This is a genomic window from Citricoccus parietis (assembly GCF_042433045.1).
Classification (GTDB): Bacteria; Actinomycetota; Actinomycetes; order Actinomycetales; family Micrococcaceae; genus Citricoccus; species Citricoccus parietis.
In genome coordinates this window covers 1-26,360 of sequence record NZ_JBHLWH010000009.1, presented here as the reverse complement: position 1 = coordinate 26,360, position 26,360 = coordinate 1, and the positions used below count along the sequence as shown (strand labels likewise).

Sequence of the window (26,360 nt, the reverse complement as noted above, 5' to 3'; positions counted from 1 at the left end):
GCTGGAACGCGTAGGGCGTGACAGGACTTGCATACCTTGGAGGACCATGAACCGGCGGACTCGAACGCGCGTGGCTAGAACGACTTTCTTCACGGTTGATGTGGTGAGTTGGATCGCCATGATCATGTTGGCCGCCTGGCTGAGGTATGAATTCGATTTCGCTCAGATGGGGTGGGGGCGGTTACTCCTCTTCGGTGTGGTCGCGGCCGTCCTTCAGGGGATTCTCGGCTTCGTCAGTGGCATCTACCGCGGTCGGCATGTCTACGGCACCTTTGACGAGGTCAAGACCCTGACATACATCGTGGTTCTGGTGGGTCTGATCACCACGGTATTGATGCTCGTGGTGGGCAATGTGTTCGAGTCTCCTCGGAGCACAGGCATCATCGCGACTCCCATGGCCCTCTTGTGCATGTTGGGCGTGCGCTATATGTACCGCCTCATGCTGGAGCGTCGTCGCAAGCCGGGCAATAAAGCCACGGCGACCATCGTTTACGGTGCTGGCTACCTGGGTGAGACGGTAGTTCGCCGCATGCAGACAGACGTGGAGTCTGAGTACCGGCCCGTAGCCCTCCTGGACGATGACCCACAGCTCTCCAATCTGGAGATTCGTGGCGTCAAGGTGATGGGTGGTTTCGATGATTTGCCGGACGTCGTCGAGAAGACTGGGGCCAAGGAACTCGTCTTAGCCATTGGCCGCGCTGATTCGACCCTCGTTCGCGACATCTCTGATGCCGCTGGTGCTGTCGGCCTCCATGTTCGAGTGCTTCCCCTTCTGGAACAGATTATGGCTGGGCATACCAGGCTCTCAGACCTGAGGGACATCTCTATTGAGGACCTGATCGGCCGGAACCCTGTGGACACCGAAGTCGAGTCCATCGCCGACTACATCGCCGGCAAACGAGTCTTGGTCACTGGCGCTGGGGGCTCGATTGGATCGGAACTCTGCCGGCAGATCTCGAAGTTTGCCCCTACCGAACTCATCATGCTGGATCGAGATGAGACGGGCCTCCAGATGGCTCAACTCGGGACCGTCGGGCACGGGCTGCTTCATACCCGCGATGTGGTGCTCGCTGACATCCGCGAGGCAGACGCGCTGGAGAAGATCTTCCAGGACCGTAAGCCTGAGGTGGTCTACCACGCCGCTGCGCTCAAGCACCTGCCGATGCTCGAGCAGTACCCCGAGGAAGCATGGAAGACGAACGTCCTGGGCACCCTCAACGTTCTCAACGCGGCCCGGAACGCGAACGTGGAGACTTTCATCAATATCAGCACGGACAAGGCTGCGAATCCTACGAGCGTGCTGGGGCACTCGAAGCGGGTCGCAGAAAAGCTGACCGCGTGGATGGCTCAGGAGACGGACCGTCCCTACCTTTCCGTCCGGTTCGGCAACGTCATCGGCAGCCGTGGTTCGATGCTGCCGACGTTCCAGTCCCTCATTGAAAGGGGTGGACCGGTGACGGTCACTCACCCGGACGTGACGCGGTACTTCATGACCATCCCGGAGGCCTGCCAGTTGGTGGTCCAGGCCGGTGCCATCGGAGCCCCCGCTGAGGTACTGATTCTGGATATGGGCGAGCCGGTCAAGATCCTCGACATCGCGGAGCGGATGATCGAGATGTCCGGCAAGGACGTCGAGATCACCTTCACTGGCCTCCGCGAGGGCGAGAAGATGCACGAGGAGTTGGTGGGCTTGGGGGAGGGCGACGAACGCCCGTTCCACCCCAAAATCTCCCACGCCCACGTCCATACCCTGTCGCCCAGTGACATGGATGTACACGTCTGGTTGGAGCGCTGTGGCAAGCACGAACCCCAGCATGAATCACCCGGTGTCGCGTGAATCTCCATACGGATACGACCCTGATGGACACGGCTACGACTAAAGGACGGTGGTCGGCGGCATGAAGATCGGGATGATCACCCAGTGGTACGACCCGGAACCCGGCCCGGCTTCCCTGCCCGGGGTCCTCGCCCGAGAACTGGTCAAGCGGGGGCACAGCGTCAACGTGGTGACAGGGTTTCCCAATTATCCCGAAGGCTTGCTGGCCGACGGATACCAGCTCCAGCCGCGCCTGCGGGAGACCCTCGACGGGGTCAACGTCACTCGAACTTTCCTCTTTCCGAGCCACGACGACTCGCTGGCTAAGAGGTTGATCAACTACGGCTCCTTCGGGGCAAGCGCCACCGCGCTGGGGCTCGACTCCCTCCGCGGGGCGGATGTGGTCTGGGTCAACTACTCTCCGATCACGGTGGCCCTCCCGATGCTTGTTCAGAGGTATCTGCGGGGCACCCCGATCATCAGCGAAGTGGCCGACCTGTGGCCGGACACCGTCATGGTGTCCGGGTTCCCGGCGGGCAGCGCCGTCGGAAAGGTCGCCGCACCGGTGCTCAACGCATGGGTCTCCTCCATGTACCGGGCCTCCGACGCTGTCGTGCACATCGCCCCCAGTGTGGGAGGCATCCTCGCCGAACGAGGCGTTCCAGCTGGGAAAATCACCTATGTCCCGAAGCCGGCCAATGAGCAGGTGTTCCATCCCGGGGGTCAATCCATGAGGGTGGAACTGGGCATCGGGGAGGACCAGATCGTCCTCGTCTACGCGGGTGCCATGGGGCAGGCCCAGGGACTCGACACCTTGATGACGGCGTGCAAGTCCCTGGACCCCGAGCGGTTCGTGTGTCTCATGGCGGGCGGAGGCAATACCGAGGAGCATCTTCGTTCCCTCGCCGAGTCTGCACCCTCTGTGCGCTTCATCGGCCGTGTCCCACAGGAGCAAATGACTGATCTCATGGCGACGGCGGACATCGCCTACATCAGCCTGGTGGAGGATCCACTCACTCCCCTAACGATGCCGAGCAAGACCCAGGCGATCCTTGCCTCCGGAACCGCCGCGCTGGTGGCCGCCATCGGTGACGTGGTCGACGTGGTGTCGTCGTCGGGTGCGGGACTGGCCGTCAACCAGACGGACCCGGCCAGCATCGCTGCGGGGATTCGGCAGTTGGCGGCGCTGGGACGAGACGGATTGTCAACGATGGGCGCCACCGCGCGGAAGACCTACCAGGACCAGTTCAGCCTCGCCGCCACCACGGATCTCGCCGAACACACCATGGCCGTGGCGGCCGGACGCACCGCTCTGGACGACACCGGCACCCCGTCCCTAAGCACCGTTCCGCTGCGGAGGGTCCATATTGAGTCGGTCGCGAGACTTCATCAACAGGCCTTCCCGGAATTCTTCCTCACGAAGCTGGGCCCGGGTTTCCTGCGGGAGTTCTACCAGGGCTTCCTGGAGGACCCGACGGCGGTATCCTCCGTGCTGCTCGACGGTTCCGGCAGAGTGCGGGGCGCGGCGGTGGGAACCACAGAACCCGCGGGCTTCTTCAAGCGCCTCCTGAAACGACGACTCGTGGGATTCGCCACCAAGAGTGCGGCGATCGCGTTGAAGAACCCGGTACACGCGCCGCGGTTGCTGCGCGCTGTGGCCTACCGTGGGGAGGTCTCTGACAACCTGCCCGGAGCGGCCCTTTTGAGTTCCATTTGTGTTGACCCGGACCTGCAGGGTCAGGGTGCCGGTCGCCAGCTGTTGGACGCCTGGACCAACCAGGCGCAACGGCAAGGAGCCTCGTCCGTCATGCTGACCACCGACGCGGAGGGGAACGATAGCGTGAATGCCTTCTACAGCCGCCTCGGGTGGACCCTGCATGACGAGTATTCGACGCCGGAGAACCGACGCATGAACCGATACGTCAAAGCAGTGAATACGTCTGCCTCCGAAAGGATCTCTGAGGATGCCTGAGAACACTGAGACCGTCCCCTTCCTGCCGTTCGCCCGGCCGGACATCACCGAGGCTGAGATCGAGGCAGTCACCGAGACGATTCGTTCGGGCTGGCTGACTACCGGCCCGAATGCCGCCGCCTTCGAGAAAGAGATGGCGGAGTTCCTGGGCGGCGAAGACATCATGTGTGTGGCCGTCAACTCGGCGACAGCTGGACTCCACCTGGCAGTGGAAGCACTAGGAATCGGTCCGGGCGACGAAGTGCTCGTCCCGACCTGGACCTTTACTTCCACGGCAGAAGTGGTCCGTTATGTGGGCGCGGATCCGATATTGGTAGACGTTGACCCAGCAACTCTCAACATCGACTTCCAAGACGCCGAGCGGAAGATCACTGACCGCACCAAGGCCATAATGCCAGTGCATCTGGCCGGGATCCCGGTGGATGCCCGAGAGCTGGAGGACTTCGCGACCCGGCATCAGCTGCTGGTGGTCGAAGATGCGGCCCACGCTTTCCCCGTGAGGTCGAACGGAAAGCACGTCGGAAACTCGACCTCGGACGCGGTGGTGTTCAGCTTCTATGCGACCAAGACGATCACCACCGGTGAGGGCGGCATGGTGATGGTTCGTTCCGAGGACCTGGCCCAGCGCATGCGCACCATGCGCCTGCACGGGATCAGTAGAGACGTGTTCAACCGCTACCAATCGACGGTGCCGGCCTGGCGCTACGATGTCGTGGCACCCGGGTTCAAGTACAACCTTCCGGACACTGCCGCGGCCATGGGCCGTGTCCAACTCGGTCGAGCTGTGGAGATGCGGGACAGACGAAGAGCGATCGCCCATCGATATCTGGAGGCGTTCCGGGATCTGCCCATCGAGTTGCCGCTGGTCCCCGAGGACCCTGAGAACCACGCGTGGCACCTCTTCATGCTTCGCATCGACGCCGGGACGGCGGGACTACACCGTGACGAGTTCATTAACCGCATGAGCAACGAAGGTGTCGGAACCTCGGTCCACTTCATCCCTCTCCACCTGCACCCGTACTGGAAAGACGCTTGCGGTGCGGACGATGCTGACTTCCCCGTGGCCACCCGGGAGTTCGAGAGGGCGGTGAGCCTCCCGATCTTCTCCTCCATGACCGATGGGGACGTGGACAAGGTCATCGGCGCAGTCGGGCGGGTGCTGACGAGGTGATCAAACGGGTCCTCGACACGGTCGTCTCGGCAGCGGCCTTAGTGGTCACCAGCCCCGCACTGGCTGTCGTGGCCGTCACCATCAAAGCGACGTCTCCGGGCCCTGTGCTCTTCACCCAGGAACGTGTCGGGCAGTACGGCCGAACGTTCAAGATTCACAAGTTCCGGACCATGCGACCCGACCACGATGGACTGGCCGTATCCGGCACTGGAGATCCAAGGGTGACCCGCATCGGCACGATCCTCCGCAAGACCAAGCTGGACGAAATCCCGCAGTTCTACGATGTGCTCCGCGGAGATATGTCGCTGGTGGGACCTCGTCCGGAGGTTCCCGAGTATGTTGCCCAATGGCCCACAGAGATGCGACCGATCATCCTGTCAGTGAAGCCGGGAATCACGGATCCGGCGTCCATCGAGTTTCGGAACGAGGGCGACGAACTGGCGCTGGCCCGGGATCCTGAGTCGCATTATGTGGACTCGATCCTTCCGAGAAAGGCCGCTGCATACGTGGACTACGTGCAGCGTAGGTCTCTGGTGGGGGATCTGAAAATTCTTGGCAACACCGCGAAGGTGGTGCTGTTCCGGTGAGATCGGTCAGCAGACAGACAATGACGAGCAATCATGGAGGACAACAGTGAGTGACAAGAGCGAACCGAAGCAGGCGGTTCCCGAGTCCGTGCTGATTACCGGCGGCACTGGCAGCTTCGGCCACCGTATGGTGCGTTACCTACTCGACCAGGGCAGTGACCGGGTCCACGTCCTGAGCCGCGATGAAGCCAAGCAGGATCAGATGCGCCATGACCTCGGTGACAACCGGATCCGTTACTTCCTCGGCGATGTCCGAGACTATGACAGCATCCGTGCGGCCATGCTGGGAGTGACGCATGTCTTCCATGCAGCGGCGCTCAAGCAGGTGCCGTCGGCGGAGTTCTTCCCGATGCAGGCTGTCAAGACCAACGTCACGGGCAGCGAGAACGTCGTCAAGGCCGCGGAGGAGGTTGGCGTCGAATCCGTGGTGTGCCTCAGCACGGACAAGGCGGTGTACCCGGTCAACGCCATGGGCATGACTAAAGCACTGATGGAAAAGGTCGCCCAATCGCACGGTCTGGAGAATCCGCAGGCCAAGACCGTGGTTTCTTGCGTGCGCTATGGCAACGTCCTGTACTCCCGGGGCAGTGTGGTCCCGCTGTTCATCAACCAGCTCAAGGCCGGCAAGAAGATCACCGTCACGGATCCGGACATGACGCGCTTCATGATGAGTCTCGATCAGAGCGTGGACCTGGTGCACTATGCGATGAACAATGCCGAACAAGGCGACCTGTTCATCCGCAAGGTCCCCTCGTGCACCATCGGGACGTTGGCCGCCGCTGTCTGTGAACTCTTCGAACGGGTACCGGACATGAACATCATCGGCACACGCCATGGGGAGAAGCTCTCAGAGCAGCTGGCCACCCGCGAGGAATTGGCGCGCGCAGTGGATCATGGCGACTATTTCCGGGTGACTGCAGACAAGCGGCAGCTTGACTACACACCCTTCTTCGAGGAGGGCAGCAAGACTGTGAACACCTACGAGGACTACGACTCGCACACCGCCCGGCACATGGATGTCGAGGAGACCAAGGACCTTCTCCTGAGTCTTCCGGAGATCCAACGCGAGCGGAAGAACTGGGGGCTGGCGTGAGCATCATCGCTGCAACCGGCTCCGGTGGATTTCTGGGGTGGCATCTACGGATCCGCAACTTCTCCAGGACGGGTGAGGACCTCCGTTCCATTCACCTCGGTGATGGCTTCGATCTGGCTGATGCGACCGCGGCCATTGACGGTGCTGACCGGCTCGTTCACGTGGCGGGAGTCAACCGTGGCACCGCTGAAGAGGTCGCTCAGGGGAATCGCCTGATGGCCGGGCAAATCGCAGAGGCCCTCAGGAACGCTCCGAGCCGGCCGGAGACGGTGGTGTACGCCAACTCCATCCAGGCGGGCAACGGATCCGAGTACGGCTCTGCCAAGGAGGACACAGCGCGCATCCTGGAGGACGCTTGCGAAGAGCTGGGCCTGACTTTCGTGGACCTGCTCCTCCCGAACCTTTTCGGCGAGCACGGGAAGCCGTTCTACAACTCCGTGGTGGCGACGTTCTGCCATCTGACGGCCAACGGGGAGCCTGTCCTGGTACAGCAGGACAGGGAACTCCAGCTCATGCACGCCCAGGTGGCGGCAGAAGCCCTCCTGGACGCCCAGGCGTCTCAGGACCTTGAAACCTACCGGACATCGGACGTTTCCGTTTCGGAGATCGCCCAGAAGCTGTCCGACTTCCACGAGATCTACTCTCGGTCGGAGATCCCGGATCTGACGGACTCTTTCGACCGGGACCTGTTCAACACCTACCGGTCCTTCGCCTTCGAGGCCCGGCCTGCGCAGCCGCTCGAGCCGCGCGCCGATCACCGGGGACACTTGGTGGAGACGGTCAAGAGCCATGGAGGTGAGGGACAGACGTTCTTCTCCACCACGAGACCGGGCGTGGTCCGCGGCCAGCATTACCACCTGCGGAAGATCGAACGTTTCGTGGTGCTAGCCGGTGAGGCCTCACTCGGGCTGCGGCGCATGTTCTCCACGGAGACGATGACGATCAACGTCAACGGTGACCAGCCCCAGGCTGTGGATATGCCCATCGGCTGGGTGCACAACATCTGCAACACGGGCACGGACGATGACGTCCTCACCCAATTCTGGACCAACGAGATCTTCAACCCCGATGACACCGACACGTTCTACCAGGAAGTCTGAGGCTGCTGTGGCCAAGAAGTTGAAAGTCATGACCGTTGTGGGGACCCGGCCGGAGATCATCCGGATGGCGTGCGTGATCCGCCGGCTGGAGGGTACTGCGGACCACGTCTTGGTGCACACGGGCCAGAATTACGACTACAACCTCAACGAGGTGTTCTTCCGGGACCTGGGGCTGCGGAGCCCGGACCATGTCCTGAACGTGGACACCTCGTCCCTCGGAGCGGTACTGGGAGACGTGCTGCGGGGCACCGAACGGGTTCTTCTGGAGGAAAAGCCGGACGCCATGGTGGTCCTGGGGGACACCAACAGCTGTGTCTCTGCCATTATGGGCAAGCGGCTCAAGGTGCCGGTGTTCCACCTCGAAGCCGGAAACCGCTCCTTCGACCCCAACGTTCCCGAGGAGATCAACCGACACCTCGTGGACCATGTGAGCGACTACAACCTCGTCTACACCGAGCACTCGCGGCGCAACCTGCTCTCGGAGGGACTGCACCCGCGCGATGTGATGGTGATGGGTTCGCCGATGCTGGAGGTGCTGACGAGCTACCGCGATCAGATCGACGCCTCGGACGTGCTGGACCGCCTCGGGCTGGAGCCGGGCGGATACCTGTTGGCCAGCGTCCACCGTGAGGAGAACGTGGACCGTAAGGACCGACTGGAGCAGGTCCTTGCCTCACTGCAGGCAGTGGCCGCCGATCAGGACGTCCCGTTCCTTGTCTCGACCCATCCCAGGACGCGCAAGCGGATTGAGCAGTACGGTTTGGAGACCAACAGCAACCTCCGCCTTCACGAGCCCCTTGGCTTCCACGACTACAACAAGCTCCAGCTGGCGGCTCGTTGCGTGATCTCCGACTCGGGCACCATCTCGGAGGAGTCGTCGATGCTGGGTTTCCCTGCAGTCACGCTCCGTGACGCGATCGAACGCCCGGAGGCATTGGATACTGGCGCCATCATTACTACCGGACTTGAACCGAAAGATGTCGTCGATGCCGTGAGGATCACCATCGAACAGCACCAGGTGGATGGGGCGGTCTCGGTTCCCTACGACTATCAGATCACGGACTCGTCGCGCAGAGTAGTGAACTTCATTCGCTCCTCGGCAACGACTCATCACATGCGAAAGGGCATTCGACGTTAATTATGCGACCACGTGACAATGTGCCAACCCGGGGAGAATCATGAGAATCGCATCAATAGTTGGAGCAAGACCGCAGTTCATCAAGCTTGCCCCAATTTCTCAAGCTATAAAAGAATTGGACAACCATCTGGAGCACACAATCGTCCATACGGGTCAGCACTATGACCCTTCGATGTCACAAGCCATTTTCGACGGTCTTCAGATACCTACGCCAGATTTCAACCTCGGCGTAGGCTCTGCCTCGCATGGAGCACAAACAGGCGAGATGATCGCCGGACTAGAGAAGATCTTGCAGCAGCAACGGCCCGACGTAGTTTTGGTGTATGGAGACACCAACTCGACACTAGCTGGAGCTTTGGCAGCGGTGAAGATCGGTATAAAGGTGGCTCACTTAGAGTCGGGATTGCGTTCATTTAATCGGCAAATGCCCGAAGAAATAAATCGAATAGCAGCCGATCATATCTCCGACTTGCTTCTGGCGCCTACGGAAACTGCGATGGGCCACTTAGCTGATGAAGGACTATCCGGAAGGAGCGTACTAGTTGGGGACGTTATGACGGACGTCTGTTTCCAGGTGCGAGACAACATTCTAGACGGCTCTCCGCGCGTGCCCAATTCATCTGAGTATCCAGCCAAATACTTGCTCGCTACCCTGCATAGAGCAGAGAACACCGACGACCCAGTCCTCCTGAGGCGATGGCTCCAAGCATTGCAGAACTTAGACCGTGACGTGGTTCTGGTGGCGCACCCTAGATTGGTAGCAAAGGCTGCGGACGCAGGGATTGAGATTCAATGTGGTGCCGTGCGAGCCATTGAGCCCCTTCCGTACCACCAACTTGTGGCCACGGTTCTCGATTCTGACGGAGTAATAACGGATTCAGGAGGCTTGCAAAAAGAAGCCTTCCTGCTAGGCAAACTTTGCACGACCATGCGCCGGGAAACAGAATGGGTAGAGACTCTGGACAACAGTTGGAACGTGTTGGCATCTCAACCGAGTGAGTTGCAGAACTTGGTTAACAGGCCTGTGCCGACGGCACATAGAGTTCCGTATTACGGGTCGGGAGATGCAGCTGAAAAGAGTGTGCAATTGTTAAGAGAGACATTCAAATGAGCGAACGTTTCGATTCAATTGTACTGACCCTCCAGCCGTACAGGTTTGGAACAAGGGCCCGTAAGGCGGCGCGCCTACTCGCAGAGCACTCGCGGGTAGGATACATTTCGTTGTCGAAAGCTGGGAGAACCGGTCGGTGGGGCGACGCTGGCGTTTCGGAGGAAGAGAATATTCGCGTCACTCAAGTTCGAGTGGGCAGAATACGACTCGAGCCGACACTAGCGAATGTAGTTAAGAACCTATCTCTTACATATCTACCAGCACTCTTCCGTCTGGGGCTGGAAACGATTCGAAGCCCAGCCTCAGTTGCTTTCGCCAATGGACCAGTGATGTTGCCTCTGGCGCTTATGCATAAAATTCGGTATTCGTCAGACATTGTGTTGGACGTACCGGAACGTCCGGGAATGGTAACCGTTTCAGGTTCTGCTGCGTCGCTATTCAGTAAGTTCGAAAGAGTTTTGTTAAAGATCAGCCGACCTTTTGTCGCGCAAACCCTGGTAGTAACCTATGCGGATGTCGACTACATGAAGTCTCTCGGGTTCGAGTCAGTACGATTGGTCAGAAACGTCCCTATGTCTGATTGGAAAGCCCCCTATTTACCCCCTCCCATTGCCGTTCAGGGCGATGGCGATAGGAAATTGGGATTGATCGCTATGGGTTCTGTATTCGAAGGCCGAGCCTACGAGAAGTTGATAAAGGCAGTAGCGATCGCGTCAGCGCAAATTGAGATTGAGCTGACCGTGTGCGGTCCGGGGCGGCCGGGATACCTCACCGATTTGAGATCCCTTGCTGACGACTTGCGGATCGGCGATAGGGTGAATTTTATTGAGCCGGTATCAATAGAGAATGTATCGGCGATGTATCTATCGGCCGATATAGGTATGGTCCTCTATGAGTCGGCTGATCCAGGGAATGATGGGCTTAGCAACAAAATATTTGAATGTGTCGCAAGCGGGCGTCCCGTGATCGCATCCGATCTTCCGGAGAATCACAGGTTTGTTGAAGAGAATGGGGCCGGATGGCTTGCCGGCGATTCCGTTGAGGACCTCGCGCGAGTGATCGTGTCAGCGGCAGAGCCGGATAGTGTCCAAAGCAAGGCATCACATTGTCGGCGCATCGGCGACGAATTCCTTAAGTGGGAAACGGAGTTCCCCCTACAATTCTTCTGTGAACGAGAGGCGCCGGCGCGAGCGTCGGGGGCCTAGCCATTCCCATGTTGAAGACTTCTGCTCTTATCGCTGGAGCTACAGCATGCGGTCAACTGATCGCTTTTATCGGTTCTCTAGTCTTGGTGCGCATATATACGCCAGAAGCCATGGGAATCTACTCAACAATCGTGGCAATCTCCACTTGTCTAGCTCCTCTAATTTCGGGCCGCCTGGAGATGGCGTTGCCGATTGTTCAGAATGACAGGTCGGCCGTCAAGCTAGCTGCGTTGTCGATTTTTGGGGCATTGTTAATTTCCGCTATAATTGCAGGTTCTATTGCATTTGCGTCGCTCCTGGACTCGCCAATATCGACCATAGAACCTATGTGGTGGTGGGCATTGCCTTTGGTGTCCTTCTCGCTCGTCTGTTTTCTTTGTGGTAATCAACTAGCCGTTAGATTTGGTTCTTACCGTTCGTTAGCAATTCGGGGCGTCTTATATCCCTCGCTCATGTCAGGCGCTCAGGTACTTTTCGGTCTAGCGATGTTTGGTAGCAGCGGATTAGTCTGGGGACTTGCGTTTGGACATATTGTTACTGCTGCTACTCTTTGGGCACCGGCTATTAAGCGCACGCGGAATCGGAGCGGCAGGAGCTACTCTTCAAAGCGACTATTGAGGAAGTACAAAGAGTTCCCGATTTTTCTGGCTCCCTCGGGGGTAGTCAACGCTCTATCCGTGCAGCTCCCGCAACTGGGAATAGCTCTCATGTTTGGAATGGCCATTGCTGGCCAGTTTGGGATGATGGCCAAGATACTTGCAGTCCCTGTAGCTTTAGTAGGTCAGTCCATCGGGTATGTATACGCTGGCGAAATTGCGAGGCTTAAGCGGGACGGTACTTCATCGATTGTTCGGATTTTTGATCGCCTCGCGATTCGACTTGCTGCCGTAGCGCTGTTGATGGTGTGTTTTATCGTAACGCTGGGAGAACCGGTTTTCGCGTGGTTGCTAGGTGAACCTTGGCGTATGGCTGGACAGTTGGCGGTAATGTACTCAGCCTCCACAGCCTTGCAACTTGTAACAGCTCCTCTGTCGCAAACGCTAATAATCGCCGGGCACACCAAGTCTCAGCTGGCAGTGGACTTGGGCCGCACACTACTTATTTTGGCGACCTTCATTATCATGTCAAACCTTGATGCTTCTGTGGAGGCCACAGTCTTGGCGGTGGGGCTGTCTTCAGCGGGCGGATACTTGATTCTTTGGTTTCTGAACCGCAGGGCGGCTGCAAATATTCAAGGGAGCAACGGAGGGTGAGTTGCCCAGATCAACGGGGATGAGTCGGGCTAGCCTCCTGGAAGGGGCCGTTTAAGTGATTGAGATCGGGCTATTGGCGATGCTGGGAGTATTCGTCGTCCACGTAGTTGTAACGACCAAAAGTCTGCGGCTATTGAATCCTGGTTCAATATTTTTGGGCATGCAACTTCTGATGGCTTACGGGACCTCAAGCCTACTCGATCTGTCTATTGAAGCTGACGCTGTCCACTGGTCTGTCATCGTCGTCTCATATTTCGCCTTCGCATTTGCGAGTTTGATTCTCTGTATTTCGGATCATCTGTACTCACGAAGGTCAGGTCGAGCTTCAGCTCGGCCTGCTTACATTGTCGCAGTTGGCGCACGTCCGGCCGTGGTCGCGCTCGTTGTACTGTCAGTCTTGATCAGTGCAGCTTACTTCGCGGCTGTTGGTTACAATGTGCTTCTCGAGGGCTTAGGCGGCTCGCTATCGTCTGATGAGGCCGCTCAAATGCGGAAAAATTCGTATTCCGGAGATCAATATTTCTTCCCTGGATATGTAAATCAGTTTAAAAATTCATTGCTTCCTGCTTTGGTGCTAGTGCTGGTAGTTTGGGCGTACTCTGCACGAAAAGCCTACCGACATATTATGTCGGTAGGCCTCTCCATCGTTTCTTTGATTTTTCTCATGGGTACGGGTCAACGAGGTGCGACGGTTACGGTGTTTATTATCACTGTTGTTTTCGCGGGCTACCTGGGTTCCAGATACCTACGAAGGACGGTAATTTTGGTTGCCGCCATTGGCATTCCTATCTTCTTTCTCGGCTCTCTCGTTCTCGGGCGCTCAAGTGCGGAATATGAAGCCGCTGACACGGGACTGGAGCGTGCAGGCGTCTTGTTTGGTGAACTCGTTGCTCGGATCGTTGATTCGAACCAAGGGTCGTCCCTTGAGGCGTTTCGATACGTGCATAGCATTCCGCCCGTATGGGGCCGCGATTGGCTGGATACGCTGGTTGGGCTCTTGCCGGGGGCGTCCGGGACGAACTTGGCCAACATCGTCTACAAGAACATGTATGGGACCCTCGAAGGCACTGCGCCACCTTCACTTTGGGGCTCCGTCTTCCATAACTTGGGATTCGGCGGTTTAGTTGTCTTTGCTCTTGCGCTCGGTGCGCTCTACTACTTCATCGGTCGTTCCATGGCCAGTGCTGCGGTGTCGAATACATTGGCTGCAGTTGGCATGGCTGGAACGGCGGCGGTTCTAGGAACATGGATCGCTGGCGGTCCAGAGTACTTGGCTAACACCGGGATCGGCGTGTATGTGCTTCTGTGGATCTGGGGTCGGAGAATTGCTGGCGAGAGCGGGCAGCGCATGACCGACATGGACTCGATTGTACGAGTTGGGAATGTGGGTAATAGCGGCCTGGTGCCACCTATTCATGTCGGGGTCAGTTCCCCTCGTGGGCTCAGTGTCCGGCGGGTTGTGGGGAGAAGTGATGTCTAGGCTTGAGGAGCTTGAGGCGGGAGCCGCCGGAGCTTCTCAGGATTCGTGAAGCTTCCGTCAGTTTCGGGAATTGGTTATCGGATTTGTTTGTTGAACGGAAGGCTTTAAAGTGAAAATTGCCGTTGTGGCATTAGGGAAGATTGGGCTTCCGCTCGCGGTTCAGTTTGCTTCCAAAAGGCATGCTGTAGTGGGCGTTGATGTAAACCAAGCTATCGTTGATCAGGTGAATTCCGCTCAGGAGCCATTTCCTGGGGAATCCGGTCTTCAGGAGCGACTACGTGATGTTGTGGGCGACGGATATCTTCGGGCAACTGTCAACTATGCTGAGGCAGTCCCTGGCGCCGATGCCGTCGTGGTTGTCGTCCCGTTGTTTGTCGACGACCAGGCCCGCCCTGATTTCGGTTGGATGGACGCCGCGACAATTGAGCTGGCGAAGCACCTGACGCCTGGGACGTTGGTGTCCTATGAGACCACGCTTCCGGTGGGGACCACTCGCAACCGGTGGAAGCCGATGATAGAAGAGGGCTCAGGCCTCACCGAGGGTAAGGACTTCGACTTGGTCTTCTCGCCCGAACGCGTGCTCACCGGACGCGTATTCGCTGACCTCCGGAAATACCCGAAGCTCATCGGCGGGCTTAGCGATGAGGGCTCGAGAACAGCCCGGGAATTCTATGAGTCCGTCTTGGATTTTGACGATCGAGATGATCTGGCCCGCCCCAACGGAGTCTGGGACCTTGGTTCTGCTGAGGCGTCTGAACTTGCAAAGCTCGCCGAGACGACCTATCGAGACGTTAACATCGGTTTGGCCAACCAGTTTGCGCGCTTCGCCGCGGAGCAGAACATCGACATCTACAAGGTGATCGAGGCCTCCAACTCGCAGCCCTACTCGCACATCCACCGTCCTGGCATCGCCGTGGGTGGCCACTGCATCCCGGTGTATCCGCGCCTGTACCTGTGGAATGATCCCGCGGCGACGATCGTCCGGTCAGCTCGTGAAGCCAATGCCGGAATGCCGGACTACACGGTCGGTCTGCTCGAAGGCGTGCATGGAGACCTTCAGGGACAGAACGTCGTCGTTCTCGGGGCTGCCTACCGTGGCGGGGTCAAGGAGACTGCGTTCTCCGGCGTCTTCAGCTCGGTGAGCGCATTGGAGACCAGGGGAGCCGCGGTTTTCGTCCATGATCCGATGTACTCGGACGAGGAACTAGCCAACTACGGATTCGCCGCATACACGCAGGGTTCAACTCCTGTGGACGCAGCCGTTCTCCAGGCTGACCACGCTGAATACAGGGAGTGGACGCCGACCGATCTGCCCGGAATCCGCACCCTGATCGACGGCCGGAGCATTCTCGAAGCTGGCAAGTGGGAGGGCGTGACGGTCCGCACTATCGGTCGTCCCAAGGACCAGTCTGCATCCGGAGATTGGACCGGTGGACGTGAGCGTTGACCCGAGCGCCTTCGTGGCCGGTACGGCTGACATCGCAGAGGACGCTTCGATTCGCGACGGCGCCAAGGTCTGGCATCTGGCCCAGGTGAGAGAGGGGGCCGAGATCGGTCCCCGCGCCATCGTGGGTCGGGGGGCGTACATCGGGACGGGTGTGAGCGTCGGAGCGGACTGCAAGATTCAGAACTATGCGCTCGTCTATGAGCCGGCGGTGATCGAAGAGGGCGTGTTCATCGGTCCGGCAGCCGTTCTCACAAACGACACCTATCCCCGCGCCATCGCACCAGACGGTTCCCAGAAGTCCGCGGACGACTGGGAGGCAGTCGGGGTGACCTTGCAGCGCGGCGCCTCCGTGGGCGCCAGAGCCGTGTGCGTCGCCCCGGTGACCATCGGAGCCTGGGCTATGGTCGCGGCCGGATCCGTGGTCGCCAGGGACGTTCCTGATTTCGCTCTCGTGGCCGGCGTCCCGGCGCGCCGGATCGGGTGGGTCGGAAGGGCTGGGCGCAAGCTCGAGCTGGACGGAGACGCCTGGGTGTGCCCGGTCAGCGGAGACCGGTATGTGGAAGCGAACGGACGATTGGAATTGGGGATGCAGCATGGCATTTGATGGAACCACCATCCCGGTGGCCAAGCCACTGATCGGAGCAGAAGAGCGCAATGCGGTGGACCGGGTCATGTCCACTGGCAGGGTTGCCCAGGGGCCAGAGGTTGCTGCCTTTGAAACGGAGTTTAGCGACGTCCTCGTCCCGGGCGCGCACAGCGTGGCCGTGAACTCCGGGACCTCAGCGCTCCACCTAGGACTCCTGGCGGCTGGTATCGGCCTCGGAGACGAGGTCATCGTTCCTGCATTCACTTTTGCGGCGACGGCCAACTCGGTCGCCCTCACCGGGGCAATCCCGGTGTTTGCCGACATCGATCCGAGCACCTTCAACCTCGATCCTGCCTCGGCAGCTGCAGCCGTGACGGAGCGGACCCGGGCGATCATGCCCGTGCACCTCTACGGGCAGGCTGCTGACATGGACGCTTTTGATGACCTGGCCAAGAAGCACGGCCTCGCGATTCTTGAGGATGCTGCCCAGGCCCATGCCTCATCGTGGAATGGAAAACCCGTCGGTTCCTTCGGGACCTTTGCAGCGTTCAGTCTCTACCCCACCAAGAACATGACGTCTGGCGAAGGAGGCATGGTGACCACGAACGACCACGAGTTCGCTCGTCGGGTGCGGGTATTGCGCAACCAGGGGATGGAGAAGCAGTACCGGAATGAGGTCGTCGGCCTCAACAACCGCATGACGGACATCCACGCGGCGATTGGTCGGGTTCAGCTCACCAAGATCCTCGACTGGACCGCCCGGCGTCAGGCGAATGCCGCAGTACTCCATGAAGGCCTCGCGGGCTTGAGCGGCGTGGTCACTCCCTCTGTGGCGGACCGGGCCACGCACGTGTATCACCAGTACACCATCCGACTTTCCGGCAGTACGGCGCGGGAACGGGACGCATTCGTCACGGCCCTGAAGGACGAACACGGGGTGGGCGCCGGGGTGTACTACCCGATCCCCGTCAATCGACTCGACTCGTTCTTGGTGGAGGCTGACCTGCCCCAGACCGAGAGCGCCGCGCAGGAAGTGCTCTCGCTTCCTGTCCACCCGGCCTTGGAGGAAGAAGACCTCCAGAGAATCGTCACAGCCGTCGCTTCAGTGGCGCGAGCGGGGGCTTCCTAATGATCCGGGTCGGCCTCATCGGGCTGGGCATGATGGGCCGTCACCACGCCCGCGTCCTCCGGAACCTGGACGGCGTCGAACTGGTGGCGGTCTCCGACCCGGGTGGAGACGTTCACGGAGTTGCGTCCGGCATCCCGCTGTACACTGACGTCGACGAATTCATCGCTCACGGCCTCGACGCCGCCGTCGTGGCAGTGCCGACGGCATTTCACGAAACCATCGGCTTGAAACTTGCCGAGGCGGGAATCCACGCCTTCATTGAGAAGCCCATCGCCGCCGACTCCGAATCCGGTCAGCGGCTTGTCGACGCCTTTGCGGCTCGGGGCCTCGTTGGAGCAGTAGGTCACATCGAACGGTTCAACCCGGCCCTACAGGAGCTCAAACGGCGGTTGGAGGGAGGAGAACTGGGCAAGGTCCACCAGATCGCCACGCGTCGCCAGGGGCCGTTCCCCGGCCGTATCACCGACGTCGGAGTCGCCAGAGATTTGGGGACGCATGACTTGGACCTGACCATGTGGTTGGGCGGGGAGCGTTTCGCCGAGATCCACTCTCAATCCGCCATCCTGGTCCGCGACGGCCGGGAAGACCTCATCGCCGTCACCGGCCGGCTCAGGAACGGTGTCATCACAAACCACCTCGTCAATTGGCTCTCACCGATGAAGGAACGCGTCACCACCGTGACCGGTGAGGCGGGGGCATTCGTGGCTGATACCCTCACAGCCGATCTGACGTTCTACGAGAACGGCAGCGTCGAAACAGAATGGGAGGCCCTGGCCAGTTTCCGCGGTGTCAAGGAAGGCAACGTCACACGATTCGCCTTCCCCAAGCCGGAACCGCTGAAGACCGAACACGAGGCCTTCCGCGACGCGATCATGCACGGCGCCGAGGGGATCGTGACCTTGGAAGACGGGCTCCACACACTCCGGGCAGCGGAGGCCGTTATCAACGGTCCGTCAGTCTCCGGAACCTTCAACGGAGAATGAGTGATCCGAGCGGATCGGGGCAATCAACATGCTGCCCCGGTTCGTGCGGTTCGATCGAGGAGTTGCTGGTGACAGGTGCTGGTTAAGTAGCCGGTACCGGAGACTCCGGAAAAACTCACCTCTACGGTAAGCACGTGAGCACTTTCCTCGTCACCGGCGGAGCCGGCTTCATCGGGTCCAACTTCGTCCATTACGCCTTGGAGTCCACGGACCACCGCGTCGTCGTGCTGGACAAGTTAACCTATGCCGGCAACCGCGCCTCCCTGACGGGCCTCCCTGCGAACCGGATGACGTTCATGCAGGGGGACATCGCGGACGTCGACCTCCTGGACGAGCTCATGCCCCAGGTGGATGCCGTGGTGCACTACGCGGCCGAGTCCCACAATGACAATTCGCTCAACGACCCGCGGCCCTTCGTGGACACCAACATCCTGGGGACCTACGCGCTCATTGAGGCCGCCCGCCGGCATGATGTCCGCTTCCACCACATCTCCACGGACGAGGTTTACGGCGACCTGGAACTGGACGATCCGGAGCGGTTCACGGAGAGCACTCCGTACAACCCGTCCAGCCCATACTCCTCCACCAAGGCCAGCTCGGACCTGCTGGTGCGGGCCTGGATACGGTCCTTCGGCCTGCGCGCCACCATCTCCAATTGCTCCAACAACTATGGCCCCTACCAGCACGTGGAGAAGTTCATTCCGCGCCAAATCACGAACGTGATGGACGGAGTGCGGCCCCGGCTCTACGGGGAGGGGCTCAACGTGCGGGACTGGATCCACGCGAACGACCACTCGTCGGCCGTGTTAACCATCCTTGAGCGCGGCCGACTGGGGGAGACGTACCTCATCGGAGCGGACGGGGAGCAGAATAACAAGGACGTCATTGAGGCAATCCTCGAGATCATGGGCGAGCCCGCTGGCGCCTACGACCACGTGGTCGACCGCCCCGGACACGACCTGCGCTACGCAATCGACTCCACCAAGCTGCATACCGAGTTGGGCTGGTTCCCGCAATACTTCGACTTCCACGCGGGTCTGGAGGCCACCGTGCAGTGGTATCGGGATAATGAACGGTGGTGGCGGCCTCAGAAGGCCGCTGCGGAGGCCAAGTACCAGTTGACGGGACAGTGATGGGCACAGCTCAGACGGCTCAGACCACAGAGACGGAACGCGCGACGGCGGCCGTCCGAATCTCGAAGCCCCTCGCCGCCCAGCCCACCACCATCCCCGGGCTCACTCTCTTCAACCTTCCCGTCCACGGTGACAATCGCGGCTGGTTCAAGGAGAACTGGCAGCGGCAGAAGATGACCGAGCTCGGCCTGCCCGATTTCGGGCCGGTGCAGAACAACATCTCCTTCAACGCCAGCCGCGGCACCACCCGCGGAATCCACGCCGAACCCTGGGACAAGTACATTTCTGTGGCCACCGGCTCGGTGTTCGGCGCCTGGGTGGACCTTCGCCAAGGCAGCACCTTCGGCCGGGTGTTCACCGCCGTGATCGACCCGTCCACCGCGATCTTCGTGCCGCGCGGGGTCGGCAACGCCTTTCAGTCTCTCGAGGACAACACCGCCTACACCTACCTGGTCAACGACCACTGGTCCGCCGAGGCCGAGGAGCAGTACACCTTTCTCAGCCTCGCCGACTCCACGGCGGCCATCGACTGGCCCATCCCCTTGGATCAGGCTGAGCTCTCGGACAAGGACCGCGCCCACCCGCAACTGGCCGAGGTGGAGCCCATGGCCCCGGCGACCACGCTGGTGCTCGGGGCCACCGGACAACTCGGCCGGGAACTGTTCCGCCAGCTGGCCGACCGTCCCGGCGTGGAGTTCCTGGGACGGGACCGGTTCGACCTGGCCGATCCGGCCGCCGTCGGGCGCATCGACTGGCGCCGCGTGGACACCGTGGTGAACGCCGCCGGCTACACCGCGGTGGACGAGGCCGAGACCGTGGACGGCGGCCGGGCTGCCTGGGCGACCAACGCCGAGGGCGTGGCGAGGCTGGCGCAGGCCTGCGCGCAGCACCAGGTGACATTGATCCACGTCTCCACGGACTACGTGTTCGACGGCGCCAAGGAGGGCGCCTACACCGAGTCCGACCCGCTGCGACCGGTGAACGCCTACGGCACTTCCAAGGCCGCGGGAGACCTGGCCGTCGGTGTGGTGCCGCGGCACTACCTGCTGCGGACCTCGTGGGTGATCGGGGACGGGAAGAACTTCGTGCGCACCATGCAGCGACTGGCCGAGCGCGGGATCGCCGCGTCCGTGGTCTCCGACCAGGTCGGCCGGCTGACCTTCACCCGGGACCTGGCCGAGGCCATCATTCACCTGCGTAATGGCAACGCTCCCTATGGGACGTACAACGTGACGAACGGCGGGGAGCCGGGGAGTTGGGCGGAGGTCGCCCGGCTCGTCTACACGCACGCCGGCCGGCAGCAGCAGGACGTCACCGAGGTGACCACCGAAGAGTACTTCGCCGGCAAGTCTGTGGCGCGCAGGCCGCTGAACTCGGTGCTGGACCTGACCAAGCTCGAGGCCTCCGGATTCACGCCGCGGGACCAGTGGGAGGCCCTCGAGGAGCACCTCGCGGCCTCACAGGCGTAGACCCGGATCACACCAGCATCTGGGCTCCATCACCATAGACTGTTCTTCGGAATCCGCTTCCATCCGAGGAGACACATGGTCGAGACCACTGCCGGCGTGCCCTACCCCCTGGGCGCCACACCGGACGAGGACGGGACGAACTTCGCTCTCTCCGTCGGCGAGGACGCCGAGAAGGTCGAGTTGTGCCTCGTGGATGCAAAAGGCGCCGAGACCTGCGTGGAGCTGATTGAGCGCTCTGGGAACACCTGGCATGCGCACGTGGCCGGCGTGGGGGACGGACAGAAGTACGCGTACCGCGTGCACGGCCCCTGGGACCCGGCGTCCGGTCTGCGATACAACGCTGCGAAGATCCTGCTGGACCCGTACGCCAAGGCGATCACGGGCGACTTCAACTGGGGCCAGTACCAGTTCTCCTACGACTTCGAGGACCACGACGCGATCGACACCTCGGACTCGCTGGGCCACACCATGCTGGGCGTGGTGGTGGACGATTCCTTCGATTGGGGCGAGGACGAGCAGCCGGACATCCCCTTCAACGAGACCGTCATCTACGAGACCCACGTCAAGGGCATGACCAAGTTGCACCCGGAGGTACCCGAGGAGGCGCGGGGGACCTACGCCGGATTGGCCCACCCCGCGGTGCTGGAGCATCTCACGAAGCTGGGCGTGACGGCCGTGGAGCTGATGCCGGTGCACCAGTTCACCAACGACTCCTCCTTGCAGGACAAGGGGCTCTCCAACTACTGGGGGTACAACACCCTCGGCTACTTCGCCCCGCAGAACACGTACTCCTCGGCCGGAGACACCGGCGGGCAGGTGCGTGAGTTCAAACAGATGGTCAAGGACCTGCACGCCGCCGGGCTCGAGGTGATCCTGGACGTGGTCTACAACCACACCGCCGAGGGCAATCACATGGGTCCGACACTGTCCTTCCGAGGCATCGACAACGTGAACTACTACCACCTGGTGGAGGGTGACGAGCGCCACTACATGGACTACACCGGGACCGGGAACTCGCTGAACCTCTCCCACCCCATGGTGTTGCAGCTGGTCATGGACTCCCTGCGCTACTGGGTGCAGGAGATGCACGTGGACGGATTTCGGTTCGACCTAGCCACCACGTTGACCCGTTCGGAGGGCGAGCGGGGCCCGGACATGCTGGGTGGGTTCTTCGACGTGGTCCGCCAGGATCCCGTCCTGCGCACCGTGAAGCTCATCGCCGAACCCTGGGATGTGGGTTGGGCCGGCTACCAGGTGGGCAACTTCCCGGGGCTGTGGAGCGAGTGGAACGGGAAGTACCGGGACTCCGTGCGGGACTTCTGGCGCGGCGAGCCCGGGACGCTAGCGGAGTTCGCCACCCGCATCACCGGCTCGGCTGACCTCTACGAGGACGATGGGCGCACCCCTCGGGCCTCGGTGAACTTCGTCACCGCCCACGACGGCTTTACGTTGCGGGACCTGGTCTCCTACAACGAGAAGCACAACGAAGCCAACGGCGAGGACAACAACGACGGCGAATCCCACAACAGCTCGTGGAACTGCGGTGAGGAAGGGGACTCCGAGGACGCCGAGGTCCTCAAGCTCCGTGCCCAGCAACAGCGGAACTACCTGGCTACGCTGATGATCAGCCAGGGCGTGCCGATGATCAGCCACGGCGACGAGCTGGGGCGAACGCAGCAGGGCAACAACAACGTCTACGCCCAGGACAACGAGCTGTCCTGGATCCACTGGGATGACGCTGACGAGGACCTCATCGAGTTCACCTCGCGGGTGGTGGCACTCCGGCAGGATCACCCCGTGTTCCGGCGCCGGCGGTACTTCGACGGCCGGCCCGCTGCGCGGTCCGATGCGATGGCGCTGCCGGACATCGTGTGGCTCGAGCCGGATGCCACGGCCAAGGACGAGTCCGACTGGGAGACCTACTACGCCAAGTCGATTGCCTTCTTCCTCAACGGGCACGACTTGGCCGAGTCCGAGCGAAGTGGCGAAGACCACGGCAACGGGGGTGACCACGACTTCTACATGTTGCTCAACGCGTACTGGGAGCCCGTGGAGTACACCCTGCCCGGTGAGCCGTTCCCGGCCGCCTGGGATCTGGTGGTGGACACCGCCGACGCCACCCCGGACACCACCGAGTTCTCCGCCGGGGACCGGATCTCCGTGCCCGGCCGGGGCATCGTGATCCTGCGGTCTGCCCAGCGGTGAAGCTGGACCACCTGATGGACGGCCGGGATGGCGACGGCAGGGCTCGCGATGCCCGAGTGCGGCGCCTGCGGACCGCGACCGGTCGACGTCGGTTGCGCCGCTGGATCTTGCGCGGAGCGGGACTGGTGGTGATCGTGTTCCTGGGGGTCGGCGTCGTGCTGGCGTGGCTGACCGTGAACCCGCGGGTGAACCCCGCGCCGCGGGTGGACGCGTTGATCGTGCTGTCCACCCAGGCCGGTGCCCATGACGAAGCCCGGCGCCTGGCCGAGGAGGGCGTGACTGATCTACTGCTGGTCTCGACTCCGGAGGATGCTCCGGCGAGCCTCTGCCAGGAGTCACCGGGAGGGGCCACCGTAGGGTGTTTTGCTCCGGATCCAGTAACCACGCAGGGGGAGGCGATCGTCGGGACTGAGCTGGCGCGCCAGCACGGGGTGGAGAGCCTCGGGGTGTTGACGTTCGACCACCACATCGAACGGTCCCGCATGCTGATGGACCGGTGCTGGGACGGCGAACTGCACATGTACGAGTTCCACCCCGAGCGCGGAAAGCGCGGGTACGTGTACGACTTCGTCTACGCCATGGCGGCCTACGCGAAGACGTTCATGACCCCGGGGTGTGCGGCCGAGCCGCCGGAGTGGTTGCAGACTCCCATCGACAAGGTCAAACTGGGTCGCTGAAATCTGATGCTGGTTCCAGACCTGTCGCCACGAGTTGTCGCCAGGTCGATAAGATGGCCGAATGATCGTCGGCATCGGCATCGGCGTGGACGTCTTCCTGGTAACCCGTTTCAAGCAGCAACTGGCCAAAGCACCGGCCCTGCGGGACCGCCTCTTCACGCCAGCCGAGCGCGAACTCAACACCCGTTCCCTCGCCGCCCGCTTCGCCGCCAAGGAAGCTGTGGCCAAGGCCCTCGGCGCCCCGGCCGGCATGAACTGACAGCACTGCCAGATCGACATGGTCACGCTGCGGCGAGTGCGGCCTGTGCCCTGAATGCAGCTACCGCACTGGCTCGAAGCGTGAGGATAGCGGTCCCATCCGTGACGGTGCCGCCCACTTTGGACACGGCAGGGTCGCCGCCAGTACCGCTCGTCCCTGCTGTGATTACCTCGAACACTCGCGCCGAGTTGGCAGCCTTGACCCATTCACCGAGGACGTATGCCGTCGATGGTGCCCTGACCTTGGAGTATGCCGCGCCCGCTGTAATGCACCGCCACCCGGGAACGTCCCCGGAGTTGGTCGCGGTCTTGTCGATCGCGTCACCGGCCAGGAAGGTCCCCATGGTAGGCAGGATGTTGCAGGCGTAGCGGGTTCGGTAGCCCATGGAGCCAGTGCGGACGGGGAGGTTGGTCGGGTAGAAGGTGACGCTGTTGCCGCCGTCGTCGATGTTGTGCCACTCGGCCAGGCGGCGGGATGCGGAGATGAGGCGCACGGCACCACCAGAGGCGCTGCCAGGGGTTGCCGCGATGTTCCGGAGACGGAGGGTTTCCTGCTCACCATTCGAGAACCAGACGGCATGCTCTGCGCCGGGGCCCGAGTGGTCCACGCCGTCGATGGTGATCTCCTTGCCCTCTGAGGCGGCGCACATGACGCGCACCGACGCCCGGTATCCTGCCGCGCCATCCAGGCCGGGAGCGTGGGATCGGACTCCACGGATGGTCAGGCGGCGCGTATCTGCACCGGCGATGGTGTTGACGAGGACGGCGACACGGCCACAGTTCCGCGAAGCGGTGATGTCCGCAACCACGTCTTGCAGATCAATCAGCGTGAGGACTTCTCGCCCAGTGTCCACGCCGGAGATGTTGGCGATGGTGCCGCCACGCACGTTGGCAATGTAGGCCACTCGGGTGCATCGGTTCCCAACGACGTTGGACACGGCGAGCCCATTGAACCGAGAGGATGAGGCGGTGAGGGTCGTCTGGATGGAGTTGAGAGAGAGCACCGAGTCAACAATGTCCCGCCCGGAGATGTTGCTGATGGTGGTGGAGTAGGACTGTTCGTTGTCCCCGCCCTGCAACTGGACCTTGATGAGGTTCATGTTGATGGTGTGGCCGCGAACGCCGTCCACGTTCAGTCCGGTGCCATCCTGCAAGTAAGCCCCATGCTGACCGGGGATGCTGTAGGCGTAGAAGTCCCGAACGTTGAGGTCCAGGCAGGGACGACCGGCGATCATGCCGATGGAGCAATGGGAAACGGTTGCACCCTCAACGCTGTTGCGCGCCCCGGTGGCGATGTAGATCCCGAAGCATCCAGCGTCCCCGGCGGCGATGGTGGTACTGCCGTTGCCGTGGACGCCTCGGATGCGGGGACGGGCGATCTTCAGGTCATCGAAGCCCGGGTTGTAGATCGCGGCACGGGCAAAGTTATCCATGATGGTGTCCGAGATGGACACGTTGTTCCCAGCGACGGCGAAGGCGACAGAGTCGATGGTGAGGCTGCCGGAGGTGTGCGGCGCGTAGTCCGTGGCATACCCGGAGTACTTGCCACCCACAACGGTGGACCCTTCTCCGAGGGAGAACATGGGAGTGTCAGCGGCGGTCATTCGAGTGTTCGCCTTGGACATGTCCACATACACGCCGGCGGGAACGGCCACCGTGCTTGCCAGGGTGAAGTCTCCGACGACCTGCCGGACCCCGAGGATTCCCGCATCATTGAGGAAGGCTTGCAAGGTGGCCGTCTGATTCCCCAGCGGCAAGGCAGTCTTAGCGGCCACTCGTGCGGCGGTCTCTGCACTCTGTGCGTTTAGCGCAGTCTGGATTGGATCGTCCGGGGTCTGGATGCCATGGACTGTTGCGGCATTAAGCGCGGTACGGGTTTGGGTTCCCTCGGTCTTGATCTTGGTGGCAATCTGCGCGTCATCCGCCTCGATCACGTTCTTCGGGATGTTCGCGGCGGCTGAAGTCACGAGCCCGGCCACCACCGCCACGGCGGCTCGTCGTGTCGGTTTGCTGCCCATGGATGAGGCCTTCATCTGTGCCGCCTTGCGTTGGAACGGTGATCCCCTCCGTTCCAACGAAGGTAGGTCGAACCTGATCTGCTGGGAACACGAGTCCGTACTCGTCGACCACTTTCAGGGTCTCGACCAACAGGGGGCCGTGCTTTCCCCCGCCAGCGTTGCGCAGCCACATCGTCAAGGGGGATCTTGGCTGCAAGTTCTGCCTGGACGCTGTTTCCTCCGGAGTCGATCCTGACAGTCAGGGCATAGAAAGAACCTGGGACCGCGGGCGAGGTGCGGGGAGCGGACAATTTCACTCGACCGTCACCACATATCCAACTCGGCCTTGGCTCGTGGTTGCTCCACCTCTCGCGTGATCGCAACCCGCCTGCACTCGACTCGCCGAAGGCGAAGACCATGACCTCGCCCGTCCTGGTCCTCGTCCTGCATGCCGGGCAAGCAAGACATCCGCTGGAACGTGAGTGAGTATTTGAGGGTCTGGGAGCCACCCAGTATTGCCTTTCAGAGCCACCTGTATTGCCGTTGAGAG

At 61.3% G+C, this 26,360-nt stretch carries 20 protein-coding genes and 1 pseudogene; 20 read left to right on the top strand and 1 reads right to left on the bottom strand.

Annotated features, from left to right (window positions below; genetic code table 11):
• The first annotated feature begins 118 nt into the window (after positions 1 to 118).
• From ACFFIO_RS02505 to ACFFIO_RS02410, 20 genes and pseudogenes are all read left to right on the top strand, one after another.
• The gene (locus ACFFIO_RS02505; protein WP_378040040.1) at positions 119 to 1,837 is read left to right on the top strand and encodes a polysaccharide biosynthesis protein; all 1,719 of its coding nucleotides are present in this window, start codon (positions 119 to 121) and stop codon (positions 1,835 to 1,837) included.
• A gap of 61 nt (positions 1,838 to 1,898) precedes the next feature.
• On the top strand, positions 1,899 to 3,788 hold the full coding sequence (locus ACFFIO_RS02500) for a GNAT family N-acetyltransferase (RefSeq protein ID WP_378040039.1): 1,890 nt from the start codon (positions 1,899 to 1,901) through the stop codon (positions 3,786 to 3,788).
• Positions 3,781 to 4,959, top strand: a complete 1,179-nt coding sequence (locus tag ACFFIO_RS02495) for a DegT/DnrJ/EryC1/StrS family aminotransferase (RefSeq protein WP_378040038.1) — start codon at positions 3,781 to 3,783, stop codon at positions 4,957 to 4,959. Before ACFFIO_RS02500 ends, ACFFIO_RS02495 begins: the two co-directional genes overlap by 8 nt.
• A complete protein-coding gene (locus ACFFIO_RS02490; RefSeq protein ID WP_378040037.1) occupies positions 4,956 to 5,546 on the top strand; it encodes a sugar transferase in 591 nt (196 codons plus the stop codon). The genes ACFFIO_RS02495 and ACFFIO_RS02490 overlap by 4 nt, the downstream gene beginning before the upstream one ends.
• Positions 5,547 to 5,592: 46 nt before the next feature.
• Positions 5,593 to 6,639, top strand: coding sequence for an SDR family NAD(P)-dependent oxidoreductase (locus ACFFIO_RS02485; protein WP_378040036.1), 1,047 nt, complete (start codon positions 5,593 to 5,595; stop codon positions 6,637 to 6,639).
• A complete protein-coding gene (locus ACFFIO_RS02480; protein WP_378040035.1) occupies positions 6,636 to 7,739 on the top strand; it encodes a polysaccharide biosynthesis C-terminal domain-containing protein in 1,104 nt (367 codons plus the stop codon). The genes ACFFIO_RS02485 and ACFFIO_RS02480 overlap by 4 nt, the downstream gene beginning before the upstream one ends.
• Before the next feature lie 28 nt (positions 7,740 to 7,767).
• Complete coding sequence (gene wecB, locus ACFFIO_RS02475) at positions 7,768 to 8,877, top strand: non-hydrolyzing UDP-N-acetylglucosamine 2-epimerase (RefSeq protein ID WP_378040034.1); 1,110 nt, start codon at positions 7,768 to 7,770, stop codon at positions 8,875 to 8,877.
• 40 nt (positions 8,878 to 8,917) lie between these two features.
• Positions 8,918 to 9,988 (top strand): non-hydrolyzing UDP-N-acetylglucosamine 2-epimerase, encoded by a 1,071-nt coding sequence (gene wecB, locus ACFFIO_RS02470; RefSeq protein ID WP_378040033.1) that lies wholly within the window; start codon positions 8,918 to 8,920, stop codon positions 9,986 to 9,988.
• Between the two features lie 329 nt (positions 9,989 to 10,317).
• On the top strand, positions 10,318 to 11,193 hold the full coding sequence (locus tag ACFFIO_RS02465) for a glycosyltransferase (RefSeq protein WP_378040032.1): 876 nt from the start codon (positions 10,318 to 10,320) through the stop codon (positions 11,191 to 11,193).
• Between the two features lie 8 nt (positions 11,194 to 11,201).
• Positions 11,202 to 12,446: a lipopolysaccharide biosynthesis protein gene (locus ACFFIO_RS02460; protein ID WP_378040031.1), complete on the top strand. Its 1,245-nt coding sequence runs from the start codon at positions 11,202 to 11,204 to the stop codon at positions 12,444 to 12,446.
• Between the two features lie 55 nt (positions 12,447 to 12,501).
• Positions 12,502 to 13,926, top strand: coding sequence for an O-antigen polymerase (locus ACFFIO_RS02455; RefSeq protein WP_378040030.1), 1,425 nt, complete (start codon positions 12,502 to 12,504; stop codon positions 13,924 to 13,926).
• 109 nt (positions 13,927 to 14,035) lie between these two features.
• Positions 14,036 to 15,373, top strand: coding sequence for a nucleotide sugar dehydrogenase (locus tag ACFFIO_RS02450; protein ID WP_378040029.1), 1,338 nt, complete (start codon positions 14,036 to 14,038; stop codon positions 15,371 to 15,373).
• Positions 15,363 to 15,977 carry an acyltransferase gene (locus ACFFIO_RS02445; RefSeq protein ID WP_378040028.1) on the top strand — a complete coding sequence of 205 codons (615 nt, stop codon included), beginning with the start codon at positions 15,363 to 15,365 and terminating at the stop codon, positions 15,975 to 15,977. Before ACFFIO_RS02450 ends, ACFFIO_RS02445 begins: the two co-directional genes overlap by 11 nt.
• Positions 15,967 to 17,088: a DegT/DnrJ/EryC1/StrS family aminotransferase gene (locus ACFFIO_RS02440; RefSeq protein ID WP_378040027.1), complete on the top strand. Its 1,122-nt coding sequence runs from the start codon at positions 15,967 to 15,969 to the stop codon at positions 17,086 to 17,088. Before ACFFIO_RS02445 ends, ACFFIO_RS02440 begins: the two co-directional genes overlap by 11 nt.
• Complete coding sequence (locus tag ACFFIO_RS02435; RefSeq protein WP_378040026.1) at positions 17,088 to 18,071, top strand: Gfo/Idh/MocA family oxidoreductase; 984 nt, start codon at positions 17,088 to 17,090, stop codon at positions 18,069 to 18,071. The genes ACFFIO_RS02440 and ACFFIO_RS02435 overlap by 1 nt, the downstream gene beginning before the upstream one ends.
• 134 nt (positions 18,072 to 18,205) lie before the next feature.
• Entirely contained in the window at positions 18,206 to 19,204 is a 999-nt protein-coding gene (gene rfbB, locus ACFFIO_RS02430; RefSeq protein ID WP_378040025.1) for a dTDP-glucose 4,6-dehydratase, read from the top strand.
• A complete protein-coding gene (gene rfbD / locus ACFFIO_RS02425) occupies positions 19,204 to 20,673 on the top strand; it encodes a dTDP-4-dehydrorhamnose reductase (RefSeq protein ID WP_378040024.1) in 1,470 nt (489 codons plus the stop codon). Before rfbB ends, rfbD begins: the two co-directional genes overlap by 1 nt.
• A 75-nt stretch (positions 20,674 to 20,748) precedes the next feature.
• Positions 20,749 to 22,878 carry a glycogen debranching protein GlgX gene (gene glgX / locus ACFFIO_RS02420; protein WP_378040022.1) on the top strand — a complete coding sequence of 710 codons (2,130 nt, stop codon included), beginning with the start codon at positions 20,749 to 20,751 and terminating at the stop codon, positions 22,876 to 22,878.
• Between the two features lie 14 nt (positions 22,879 to 22,892).
• Positions 22,893 to 23,555 carry an ElyC/SanA/YdcF family protein gene (locus ACFFIO_RS02415; RefSeq protein WP_378040021.1) on the top strand — a complete coding sequence of 221 codons (663 nt, stop codon included), beginning with the start codon at positions 22,893 to 22,895 and terminating at the stop codon, positions 23,553 to 23,555.
• A 61-nt stretch (positions 23,556 to 23,616) separates the two neighbouring features.
• A pseudogene (locus ACFFIO_RS02410) lies at positions 23,617 to 23,811 on the top strand (4'-phosphopantetheinyl transferase superfamily protein); the annotation flags it as partial.
• Between the two features lie 25 nt (positions 23,812 to 23,836).
• On the opposite strand, the gene ACFFIO_RS02405 reads toward ACFFIO_RS02410, so the two are convergent.
• Positions 23,837 to 25,846 carry a hypothetical protein gene (locus tag ACFFIO_RS02405; RefSeq protein WP_378040020.1) on the bottom strand — a complete coding sequence of 670 codons (2,010 nt, stop codon included), beginning with the start codon at positions 25,844 to 25,846 and terminating at the stop codon, positions 23,837 to 23,839.
• Positions 25,847 to 26,360: the final 514 nt, after the last annotated feature.